10 protein-coding genes are annotated in these 10,814 nt (G+C 58.3%); 2 read left to right on the top strand and 8 right to left on the bottom strand.

Going from position 1 to position 10,814, the window contains the following annotated elements; genetic code table 11:
• Positions 1-455: 455 nt before the first annotated feature.
• From WA354_RS10730 to WA354_RS10715, 4 genes are all read right to left on the bottom strand, one after another.
• On the bottom strand, positions 456-737 hold the full coding sequence (locus WA354_RS10730; RefSeq protein ID WP_472813004.1) for a hypothetical protein: 282 nt from the start codon (positions 735-737) through the stop codon (positions 456-458).
• Positions 738-920: 183 nt separating this feature from the next.
• Positions 921-1,961, bottom strand: a complete 1,041-nt coding sequence (locus tag WA354_RS10725; RefSeq protein ID WP_472813003.1) for a YncE family protein — start codon at positions 1,959-1,961, stop codon at positions 921-923.
• 256 nt (positions 1,962-2,217) lie between these two features.
• On the bottom strand, positions 2,218-2,982 hold the full coding sequence (locus WA354_RS10720; RefSeq protein ID WP_472813002.1) for a bestrophin-like domain: 765 nt from the start codon (positions 2,980-2,982) through the stop codon (positions 2,218-2,220).
• Positions 2,983-3,221: 239 nt separating this feature from the next.
• Positions 3,222-3,833: a YceI family protein gene (locus WA354_RS10715; RefSeq protein WP_472813001.1), complete on the bottom strand. Its 612-nt coding sequence runs from the start codon at positions 3,831-3,833 to the stop codon at positions 3,222-3,224.
• 651 nt (positions 3,834-4,484) lie between these two features.
• Between WA354_RS10715 and WA354_RS10710 the strand changes: the two genes are divergently transcribed.
• The gene (locus WA354_RS10710; RefSeq protein WP_472813000.1) at positions 4,485-5,582 is read left to right on the top strand and encodes an ankyrin repeat domain-containing protein; all 1,098 of its coding nucleotides are present in this window, start codon (positions 4,485-4,487) and stop codon (positions 5,580-5,582) included.
• 77 nt (positions 5,583-5,659) lie between these two features.
• Here WA354_RS10710 and WA354_RS10705 read toward each other — a convergent pair whose 3' ends face one another.
• The 4 genes from WA354_RS10705 to WA354_RS10690 form a co-directional block, all read right to left on the bottom strand.
• Complete coding sequence (locus WA354_RS10705) at positions 5,660-7,159, bottom strand: pilus assembly protein TadG-related protein (RefSeq protein WP_472812999.1); 1,500 nt, start codon at positions 7,157-7,159, stop codon at positions 5,660-5,662.
• Positions 7,156-7,698, bottom strand: coding sequence for a TadE/TadG family type IV pilus assembly protein (locus WA354_RS10700; RefSeq protein WP_472812998.1), 543 nt, complete (start codon positions 7,696-7,698; stop codon positions 7,156-7,158). Before WA354_RS10700 ends, WA354_RS10705 begins: the two co-directional genes overlap by 4 nt.
• A 403-nt stretch (positions 7,699-8,101) precedes the next feature.
• A complete protein-coding gene (locus tag WA354_RS10695) occupies positions 8,102-9,550 on the bottom strand; it encodes a sensor histidine kinase (RefSeq protein ID WP_472812997.1) in 1,449 nt (482 codons plus the stop codon).
• Positions 9,547-10,236 (bottom strand): response regulator transcription factor, encoded by a 690-nt coding sequence (locus tag WA354_RS10690; protein ID WP_472812996.1) that lies wholly within the window; start codon positions 10,234-10,236, stop codon positions 9,547-9,549. Before WA354_RS10690 ends, WA354_RS10695 begins: the two co-directional genes overlap by 4 nt.
• A gap of 151 nt (positions 10,237-10,387) precedes the next feature.
• Between WA354_RS10690 and WA354_RS10685 the strand changes: the two genes are divergently transcribed.
• On the top strand, positions 10,388-10,814 hold a 427-nt coding region (locus WA354_RS10685), incomplete at its 3' end, for a glycosyltransferase (RefSeq protein WP_472812995.1).

Raw genomic sequence — 10,814 nt, 5'->3', positions numbered from 1 at the left:
GGCGTGGTGGGCGGCGGCGCAAACTGGGCGCGGACCGCGGAGGTTGCCGCAAACAAGGCTGTCGCCAGGGCCAGCGGAAAAGCGGCGCGGCGAATGGGGAAGCGAAGGGCGAGGGCAAGCTGATTGTGCATAGTGTCTTGGACGACTCCCTTCCTTTTATTGTAACGGCTGGAAAGGAGGAAAGTTGCGGGTCGGAACCCCACTTAAGGAGATGCAGGTTACCGCATTGGACTTTGGTTTTGGCCGTCCCCGCAGACCTCAAGTAAATTATCGAGGCTCATTAGGGTGGTTCGCGCCAGGGGATTGATTCGGGTCGTGGTTGGCGCGGCGCTTTGCCATCCACTGGCGCCATTTGTAGTCCGCCACGAAGGACAGGGCAAAGACGACGAGGGCGAGAATGGCGAGCGTGAGCTTCATAATCAGTGGTCAGTGGTCAGTGGAACCGTGAACCAAGGTCAGTGGGCGTGCTTCATGGGGGAGGATAGCTTGCGGAGGGTATGCAGCGCTAATCGTGCGGCCAAGAAGACGGCTGCGAGCAGGATCGCGGTATCGAGAAAGCCCGTGGCGAGAAGCACAAATGAGCAAGCTAATGGGTGGGTGCGCAGGAAAAGGCTGCGATCGGCGGCGATGATTCCGGGCAAATGCAGTAGATCCCATTGCAGGGCAACGGCGGCAGATTGGCTGGCAGAGGAGAGACCATGGGCACCGGCGGGATAGCCGATGATCCAGAAGTTCACGATTTCGATGGGGAGGGCGGTTAAAAGGGCAGTTTTCAGCGGAAAGGCGGTCTTGATGTTTGAGCGCGGCCTGACTGTTGTTGACGGAATGGGCAGAGCCTCACACGGGCCGTGATGGCAGAAACGCCGCCAGGGTTGGCCGCGGCGGCGTTTTTCTTGTTGAGAAGTTTTTGACGCGCCGGATCAACGGCCGACGACGATCACTTCAAAACTTCCTGGAACCATGGATGGGCGTGGGCGCGGGTTGTCAGGGGTAGCGGCGGGGCGTGGACCAAAGTCCGCGGTCACGAGGTAGACGCGATCGGTGGCCGGGTCGTAAGCCATCGTGCGCGCGCCGCGTTTGGTGGGCAGCGACTGGATGGTCTTGTAGGTGATGCCGTCGACGACCGACAGGATGCCGTCGCCGCTGGAGGCGAAGGCCAGTTTGTGTTTGGTGCTCCAACCAGCGGCGTCGGGACCGTCGCCGATGGACGGTGTGGCAAGGACCTTGCCCGTAGCTGCGTCAATCACGCTCATCTTGTTTCCGTCGCAGACGGGGAAAAGACGATTGCCTTCGATGTCCATCGCGAGGCCGGAGGGCGATTCACAGCCGGCGGGCCAGGTCTCGGTGATCTTGTGTGCGTTTGCGTCGATCTTGAGTACCAGGCTCTTGTCTTCAATATTGTTGTAGACGTTCCCGTTGCCGTCGGCTACGGCGAACTCGGGCTTTCCGGGTACTGGGATGGTGGCGACGACTTTCTGCGAGGCGGCGTCGATGACGGTGATGTCTTTGCTGCGACCGTTGAAGGCCCACACGGATTTGGTTGTGGGCTCAAAGATGATGCAGTCCGGGTTGGTACCGGCGGGAATGGTGGCGACGGTGGAGAGGTTGGAACGATCGAAGACCACGACCGCGTTGCCGCCGCCATCGGAGATGTAGCCAACTTTGCCGTCGGGGTTCAGCGCTACGCCGTGCGTCCCGTGCAGCCCGCCGATAGTGCCAATCAATTTGCCGTCGTTGGTGTCGATCGCATCCACGTGGTCGCCGCGGGTGACGTAAACGCGATGGGCGGCGGAGTCGACCAGCAGGTAGTCCCACCAACCGGCGTCAGCCAGCTTCCAGTTATCGAGAACTTTATATGGTCCTTGAGCTTGGGCGCCGAGAGCGGCGACGAATAGAGTGCATGACAAGGCGGCGGCAAAAAGGGTGCGCGCAAAGGTTGGGAGACAACGTTGGATTTTCATGTTCGACTCCGCGTGGGCTCGGCAAATCGCGAGGAGGGAGCTTTTGCGATTGACCGGCGCAAGCATTGTTCCACGGGGGGATTAAGGGATGCTGAAGGAAGGGCGGAGATGCCCTGAATGCTTGCAGGGAATTGCGTGAACAGCTATGAAAAGCTTCCGGCCGAAGGCGAAGATTTGTCAAAGGGAAGGGTTGCCCAAAATCCACTCAGAGCCCCGACTGCACCTTCGCGGTCAGCGGCGGATCAACACCTGTTTGTCACCATCTCCCAAGCTGCTCTATTGCGGCACGCAACGGAGCATCCGAGATTCGAATCAGTCCGCCTAGAGGGTCGTACATCTCAAGGATCAGAAGAATGGCACCGCAAACTGCCGCGGCGGACACGAACAGGCCAGCCAGGACCAGCGGGTTGCGAGGAGCAAATATCCCGAAGCTCATAAAGAGCGCGGTGAGCCACGCAATCAGCATAACCAGCAAGAATCTTGGAAAGGGAACCGTGTTCTGCGCATACATCAGCCAGCGTGTCTGGCCAAGTTGGACCTCCAGACTCAGGCACTGCAGCTTCAGGAACCGTTGATTGTCGTCCTTGGGAGAAAGCGCCTTGAGAGTATCGAGCGTCGCTTCGCTCATTCGAGCGCCCGACTTGATCGTCACATAAGCTTTCTCGGCGCCGTCCGATCGTCCGGATTCCTCCACACGATGAGTGAGCTCTGTACGCAACGTAGCGCGTGCGTCGGCCGCCTCTGGGCCGTAATTCGCAAGGATGCGGTCCAGCAGGACGTAATTTGCGGCGATCTGAGCCATTTCAGCATTTTGAGTATCGAAGAAGCTCTTTGCCGAACCTATTAATAGTCCCAGCGCTATCGCCGAGGTCGTCACAACCAGACCCATCGCCAGCCGTACAACGTCCTTGGAATCGGGGCCCTGATGTCGATCGGGCACCCATCTGCGGCAGAAGATACCCAGCAGCCCGCCACCAAAGACGCACGCGAGAGCAATCAAACCAGAAGCGAGTGGTTCCATGAACACCCCGACCGGTACCGCGTTTGGTTCAGCAGTATGCAAAACAGACACTCAACGTCCAGAGACAAGCTACTCGCTCTGACAAAGATCGGAGACTGCATCATCTAACAGTTTCAACGGTTTCCTCATCAACAGACTGACCTCGTAGCGTCACCCGACGGCACTGAAGCCGGGGTAACGTCGAATGGCAGGTGACAAGATGCGCTGCATGTCCAGCAGCAAACGACGAATCGGAATTGCTATTGCTTGAAGACCACGGGCGGCCCGCTGACTTTCTTCGCTTTGATATCATCCAGGACTTCGATGCGGTCGGCGACTGTAACAAAGGGGATTTTCTTGGTTATCCCGTAATCCTTGCGGTCGAAGTACATTGTCCCTTTGACCTCGCCCGCTCCTGTGCCCTTGCCGCTAAGGACTAACGTCAACTTCTGGGGCTTCGTCACCCCGCGCATCATGTAGTCGCCGTCAACATCAAACGTATTGGGGCCGGTCTGCGTGATCTTTGTGGAGTGGAAGGTGATCAGCGGGTTGTGCTCGACATCAAAATAGTCTTTGCCCTTCATCGTTTTCTCCACCACGCCGCCTCCGCAGTTCACGCTGTCGGCCTGAATCTTGATGTCCAAAACGGCTGTCGTAACATCCGGCGACGTAAATGTGAGGGTCGCATCCCATTTGTCGAAAGTACCGGCGATCTTTATCGACGCCTTGACGTTGAACTTAAACGAGGTGTCTTGCTTTGATATCTCGAAAACAGGAACTCCCTGTGCCCGGCTTTCCAGCGCGAGCAGACTGGAGGTCATGATGCAGAGAACAGCGAATCGAACACCGTTGAGTGCGAGCCTTTGAGACATACATTCCCTCCTTGGGTTGCCATCAGATTGGCAAACTACAGCCACATTTGTGTCGCGCCCGCTGGCAAACATGCGAGAAACCGCGAGTGTACGGTGATCAATCTAGTTTTCGACCTTCCATTTTTGATACCTTCGAACGGCGGCGCTAGCGCCGCCGCGAATTAGGCATCTCGACCGGAAAATCTCCATTAGTTAGACCCTGCCAAATCTAGGAACATAATCGTCTGAACGCAACTGTTATTTGTAACAGGCGGATTTTCGCCGGGTTGGTAATGGTTGAAGAAGCAGTTCCGCTCGACCGAGGCGGCAGCAACGTCCCTCTAATATCGAAGGGTCGCGCCGAAGCTCAGCTCTAGTCCTGTATTACGGTCAACTCGTCCGTAACGAAAGTTTAAACATTCTGAGATGCTGGTGCGGTGGCGCGAAGGTGAACTATTGCGTCGATTCGAAACGCGGCACGTCGTTGAGCAAGATTGATCGAGCAGTTTGCTAAGGCTGACCGGGGCGCGTTTCGTGGTACGCTGCTTCGCAGCGCTGAAGGGCGCATCCGGTCCGCGGGAAGGACAGAAGTCCACCTTTTCTTACAATCTGATCTGCGAACTGACTTTCAGCCCTCAAATGCGGACCTGGGCACACGAGAGGAAGTTCGTCATGCCGACAAAGCAATTCCCATCTCAACCCGACCTTAACCACCTCAAGTATCAAGCCAAGGATCTGCTCAAGGGGCTTGCTGCCCGCGATCGCGGAGTCGCGCAACGCATCCGGGAATTCAACCCGCGATTCAAGGGAGCTACCGACGGAGAGATTTTCGAAAGTGCGTTGCGGTTGAGCGATGCGCAATTCACCATTGCGCGCGAATACGGCTTCAAAAGCTGGACACGGCTGAAGGCGCATGTGGAGTCGCCGAAACTTGCGGGTTGCTTGAAGTTGCCACACCATGAGCGGATTGAGAATGCGGTGTTTCGTCGCGCCGTGGAATTGCTGGATGCGGGTGACGCGGCAGAACTGCGCGATCATCTGAAACACCATCCAAAGCTCGTTCATGAGCATGTTGAGTTTGAGAGTGGCAACTACTTTCATAGCGCGGCGCTGCTGGAGTTCGTCGCCGAGAATCCAATTCGGCATGGCACCTTGCCGAAGAATATCGTCGAGGTTGCGAAGGTCATTCTCGATGCCGGACCGGATCAAACTTCGCGCAATGTAACCCTGGCATTGGTGGCGACGGGCAGCGTGCCCCAGCGGTGCGGAGTTCAGCTTCCGCTGATCGACCTGCTTTGCGACTATGGAGCCGATCCGGACAGCGCAATCCATGCCGCCGCTCTGCATGGCTATTTTCAGACGGTGACGGCATTGATCACGCGTGGCGCGCGAATCGATTTGCCGATTGCGGCCGTGCTGGATTGTGTTGAAGATGCTCGCCGCTTGCTGCGCATTGCGAGCAATGAAGAGAAACACCTGGCCTTGGCTGTGGCAAGCCAGGTTGGACACATTGAAATTGTTCGATTGCTTCTCGATGCGGGCGAGGACCCGAATCGGTACAACCCGCCCGGCGGCCATGCCCACACCACGCCGCTGCACCAGGCTGCATTGATTGGGCAGGAAGAGTTGGTGCGACTGCTAATCGAACGCGGTGCAAGCGCCGATACCAGGGACTTGCTGTGGCGAGGTACTCCGGCGGATTGGGCGCGGCATGAAGGAAGAACGGATTTGGAAGGGTTCCTGCGCGCTTTCGAGTACAAAACAGCGTAAGAAGTGTGACGCCAACGTTCTCGGGGTTTAGCACCCCGAGAACAGTGGCGTCGCGAGAGCGGTAGCGTTGATTGCCGCTAATTGAAGAAGCTGTTGGGAACCATCCGGGAGACAGTGAAGCTGGTTGCAACAGATTTGAAGATCTGTTTCAGGTTCAGGTTTGGATTCGAGGAAGACAAGCAGTCACCCTTGTTTTGAGAGGCAGTCGCGTCGGAGTAGAAATTTCCGGGCGCAGAAGCCATCGACTGGAGAGCCGAGCATGGGGAGAGTCCGGCGAGTGGGCCGGCCTTGTCAGTTGAGCAGCCACCGTTTGAAGCGCCGTAGGCGATGGTGTACACGGTTGTGCCCTGCGATGATGCGAAGTTGGCTGCGTCGATTGCCTGCTGACACTGGTTGGACGAGGAGGGATAGTCGACGCTCAATTGAGGAGTGCCGGTACCTGCTTTCAGGACGGTTCCGGAAACGCTGATTTTGGTGCTTTGCGCGTCACCGTCGCTCAGGATGATGAGGGCGTTCTGCGAACCCGGGTTAGCGATCTGTGCGGCCATCAATGAAGATTGCGCGGCGTAGATTGCACCCGCGTAGTAGGTTCCGTCACCGCCCGGTGCTTGCAATCCGGTACAACTCTTGCTGGTAGAAGCGCCTGCTGCAATTCCGAGGGCCGACGACGTGTTCAGAGTGCCGTCGGACTTGCCGTTGGAACTGTAATCAGAGAGGTAAGAGGTGACCTGGTAGGTGGCGTTTGTCCCGGTCGGTGCGGTCCAGTTGGCGCCTCGGACGGGCGTGTAGTAATTGGGAATCGCGGGATTGCTTGTGGGGCAAGACGTGTCGTCGCTGGCCTCGTTTGCCTGAATATTCGGAAACGTGAAGAGACTGACCTGGTCGAATGCAGATCCGCCTGCGCAGTTGGATCCGGAGCCCGATGCAGTGCAGGGCGAGAGCGAGGTCAAGAGGGTCTGTACACCCTGCAGGGCGCAATAGATCCTGGTATTGCCGCAGGATGCATCGTTGTCGTTGGTTTTCATGGAAGCGGTTGTATCGAGAACGATGGCGACGTTGTACTGCGAATTGGTCGCGCCACGCGCGGCGGCGGTTGAAACTGCCGAGAGCGCGACCGACTTGGCTGCGTGAATGCCAAAAACATCGAGAGCACGGATGAAGTATGTGGGTACGGCGACGGACTGCTGTACCTGGACCACGTTGTCGCCGGTGGACGAGCCGGAACATGAAATGCCAAGATTGGCCACGGCTGTTGAGCAATTCAACTTGATCGAGATAGTCGGGTTGGAGAAATTGGAGTTGGCATTGACGGCTCCGGAAACCGAACTGTAATTCGATGCAGCGGCTGTTACTGAAGCCACGGTCGCGGTTGGCTGGGAGAGTTCATACGCGGCGGCCATGGCAGCTGCATCTGTCGAGGTTTGGAGTTCACGGTAGCAAACATATGCGTGACCGGCGTCAACCGTGATTCCCGCAGCTCCCAGGAACAAGACCATCAAAAACACCATCCATGGAAGCACCTGCCCGTTTTGTTCGTTGATCAAGCGCAAGCAAAGCGATTTTCGAGTGGTTTTCATTGCACCACCTCTGTGATAGTGGTTGCCAAATTGAAGGTGCCGAGATTTCTGCCAAAGACGGAGACACTGGTGGGATATGTCGCCGTGATCTGGGCGGTGCCGCCCGTCACCAGGTTCGGAGTGCTGGCGCACGTTGTGACGCCGGAACCGACGGCTACACCATTCAGTACGTAATTGATGGTCATGTTTGACTGCGACAGAGTGGGGGCAGCTGCGTAGATTGCATTGGTTGTTGCCTTGCAGGGATCCGTATCGCCGCGCTCAACTGCAAGAACACGCCCGCCAGCGCTGACAGCTTCGGCCAGAGCCAACTTTTGATGCAAGGCTATCGAGAAGGAGAAGATTCCTGTCATCAGAAGGAGAATCACTGGCATCGAGACTGCCATCTCAACGAGCGCCCCACCTTGAACGTCCCGGGCGAAAGCCGAGCCCATTCGTTTGAAGATGGAGCGGCTCATGTGTTGCGTCGCCCGCTCTAATGTCCGCGCGGGTACAAGCCCCATCATTGGCTGCGGTCTGGAACCACTCTCTAGAACCATGTTCAATCCCTCCTTGTACTCCGGACTTTGGGGAATCGATCTTTAAACCTGAACTTGCCGGAGAATTGCGCGCACATCGCGCTCTGCATGGACCATTTCTACCCCGGAAACAATGCGATGCAATAACACGCGTGTCCGTGAGAGACGTCGTTTGTACCCATCTGGGGATGACTCGGTGGAGAGCACAGGGTTACCGACCGGCTGAGATGCGGTCGCTTTTTGAGGCAATTTCTTGTACGGGATTGGGTGACTCGCACTGCAAAAAAGGCGCGAAAACCAGTGCATGGTAATTCGTAAGCGGGGAGGAAATGGCAGCTTTTACGCGGATTTTTGGGATTTGTAGATCTCTAGTTGGGGTTGGAGACCGGCGGAATTCAACTTCTGCCCCGTTCGTAACACGAACCTAATCTTTCAGGATGTTCTCAATTCCAGGCAGGGTATGCGGGTTTGGCGCAGGCAGCCGGACAGAAACGATCGTCCCCTGGTCTGACTCGCTTGCCAGGTTGATCGTGCCGCCGGCCTTTTCAACTGCGGCTTTGCAGATGGCGAGGCCGAGGCCGGCACCGCCGGTAGCACGCGCGCGCGAGGGATCGCCGCGATAGAAGCGATCAAAAACGTGGGGCAGAGCGGCTGGATCGATGCCGTCGCCGTGATCCTGAACGATGATTTCGACGGCGCCGTTTACCGCGGAGACGCGCAGCTCAACCTGTGAATGCGCAGGGCTGTGCTGGATTGCGTTCATCAGCAGGTTTGAGAGGACGAGTTTGCAGTCTTCTGCGCTGAGTGGAATGGTGCAGGTTTCTGGAGGCCGGTTGCGTACGGCCAGCTCTACCTGACGCCCGAGGGCGAAGGTCTCAAGATCGGCGACGGTCTGAGCTACGCACTGGTTCAGATCACAGCTTTCGCCGGCGGTCCCTTCAGCCGCATTGCTTTCCACGCGAGCCAGGGTCAGCATCTTCGCCACAAGTTCCTCAATGCGCGCGGTGTCGGCGAGCGCGCGCTCGTTGCCTGCATGATACTCCTCTGGTGTGCGCTGGCGCATGCCCACCAGTTGCAGCGACGATTTGACGACGGCGACGGCAGTCTTGAGTTCGTGTGCGGCGTCGGAGACGAAGGTGCGTTGCTGCGTGAACGAGCGCTCCAGCCGCTGAAGTGCGTTTTCGAGTGCCTGTGTGAGCGGCGCAAGCTCGGCGGTTTCGCGGGCTGAGGCAGGCGGGGAGAACTCCCACGATTCGGCAGAGACGCGGCCCGCCAGCGATGCAAGCTGGCGCAAGGGCTCGAGTCCGCGATGCAGCACCCAGGCAATCAGCGGTCCAGTGATCAGCACCAGCAGCAACATGGCCGCCGCGTAGAATTCGACCGCTCCATAGATTGCGTTCCACACGTGCGCAGTGGGTGCGCCGTAGAGGATGGTGACGTAACGAAGATGTCCGCCGCCGGGCTCGCCCGGATCGACGATGCGTGTGCCGCGGATGAAGAGCAGCCGGTAATCATGGTTGCGGATTTCTGCGCGGAACATGCCATTGTGGTCGGGGACGCGCATTCCAGCGCTGCCCTGCCAATTTGCGGAGCGGCCCAGCAACTCGCCGCGACCATCCCACACTTCGTAAACGTCGTCGGGCGGCACATGCAGGTCGGCGAGGTCGAGCATTACGTTGTCGCCCACATCTTCGGCGTCCTGCACGGCGCCAAGCACAGAATCGGCGCGGCCGTGGAGCATTACGTCGAACGAGCGGAAGTGGCTGTGACGCTCGTATCCCAAGGCGAGCAGGATGACCAGCGCGGCCGAGGCCAGCTCCACCAGCAGTACGGCGGCGATGAGGCGGAAGGCGATGCTGCTGCGTCGTGTCATGCGGTGGGCTCGAGCGAGAGGCGATAGCCGCGTCCGCGCAGCGTCTCGATGATTGGTTCGGCATCGGGAACGGCGGCGTCGAGCTTTTTGCGCAGGTTGGAGACGTGCGCTTCGATCACGTTGGAGTGATGTTCCCAGTTGTAGTCGTAGAGGTGTTCGAGCAATTCCTGCTTGCTGACGACCTTGCGCGGATGATGCAGCATGTATTCAAGGATGTGGTATTCGGTGGGCGAGAGATCGACGAGGGCCCCGGCGCGGCGCACCGTCTGCTCCAGCGTATTGAGTTCGACGTCGAGCGCGTTGAGTGTGGGGTGGGCTGCGCCTTTGCCGCGCCGGATCAGGGCTTTCACCCTTGCAAGGAGTTCGCCCAGGTCGAAGGGCTTGGCCAGGTAGTCGTCGGCGCCGGCGTTCAGCAGCTGGATGATGGCGTCCTTGCCTTCTTTGGCCGTGAGGATGAGGACCGGGGTTGCATCTTTGCGGGCGCGCATGCGGCGCAGAACGCCGTGGCCGTCGAGCTTGGGGAGCATCAGGTCGAGGATGACAAGGTCGTAGCAGAGATTCCGCGCCGCGTCGTCGCCGGCTTCGCCATCGGCGGCCCAGTCCACGGCAAGGCCGGGGCCGTCGCGCAGGGCGGCAGCAAGGTTGTCGGCAAGCCGGACTTCGTCTTCCACCAGCAGGACGCGCATGGCGCCGAATTCTCCTCATTCATTATGTTGTAGCAAGATTAAACGAGTCTGAAGGCACCTGCGGTGCGGCAGGCGCTTTCGGGAAGGGCATCAGGTCGGTCAATGCTTTACTCTTATCGTTGCATTCCCATTCCTGGTTGCGGACACCACTTTGCGCATTGTTCTCTCGAACATCGGCACGCTTGGCGATATCAATCCGCTGGTCGCGCTTGCGCTGGAACTGAAGCGCCGCGGGCACTCGGCGGTGATGGCTTTGCCGAATGTATATCGGACGAGGCTTGAACCGTTGGGGTTGGAATTTCACGCGATCCGGCCGGATATCGACCCCACCAACAACGTGCTTGTCGAGATGGTCTACGACATCAAGCATGGCACCGAGCACGGGCTGCGCGATTTTCTGTTCCCTTCGCTGCGGCAGACGTATGACGATTTGCTGGAGGCAGCGACGAAACCGGTGCGCGCCGATCTGCTGCTGCTGGGCGAGTTGAATTACGCCGGGCCGATCGTGGCGGAAGTGACCGGGATTCCGTGGGCAAGCTATGTGCTGGCGCCGTTATCGTTCTTCTCGGCTTTCGATC

Source organism: Occallatibacter sp. (genome assembly GCF_049802275.1).
Taxonomy (GTDB): Bacteria; Acidobacteriota; Terriglobia; order Terriglobales; family Acidobacteriaceae; genus Telmatobacter.
This window is presented reverse-complemented; position numbering and strand designations above follow the sequence as displayed.

Coding starts and splice junctions, on each gene's coding strand:
- WA354_RS10720 (WP_472813002.1), bottom strand. CDS start 2,982: ATGGAACCACTCGCTTCTGGTTTGATTGCTCTCGCGTGCGTCTTTGGT.
- WA354_RS10700 (WP_472812998.1), bottom strand. CDS start 7,698: ATGGTTCTAGAGAGTGGTTCCAGACCGCAGCCAATGATGGGGCTTGTA.
- WA354_RS10725 (WP_472813003.1), bottom strand. CDS start 1,961: ATGAAAATCCAACGTTGTCTCCCAACCTTTGCGCGCACCCTTTTTGCC.
- WA354_RS10710 (WP_472813000.1), top strand. CDS start 4,485: ATGCCGACAAAGCAATTCCCATCTCAACCCGACCTTAACCACCTCAAG.
- WA354_RS10690 (WP_472812996.1), bottom strand. CDS start 10,236: ATGCGCGTCCTGCTGGTGGAAGACGAAGTCCGGCTTGCCGACAACCTT.
- WA354_RS10695 (WP_472812997.1), bottom strand. CDS start 9,550: ATGACACGACGCAGCAGCATCGCCTTCCGCCTCATCGCCGCCGTACTG.
- WA354_RS10705 (WP_472812999.1), bottom strand. CDS start 7,159: ATGAAAACCACTCGAAAATCGCTTTGCTTGCGCTTGATCAACGAACAA.
- WA354_RS10715 (WP_472813001.1), bottom strand. CDS start 3,833: ATGTCTCAAAGGCTCGCACTCAACGGTGTTCGATTCGCTGTTCTCTGC.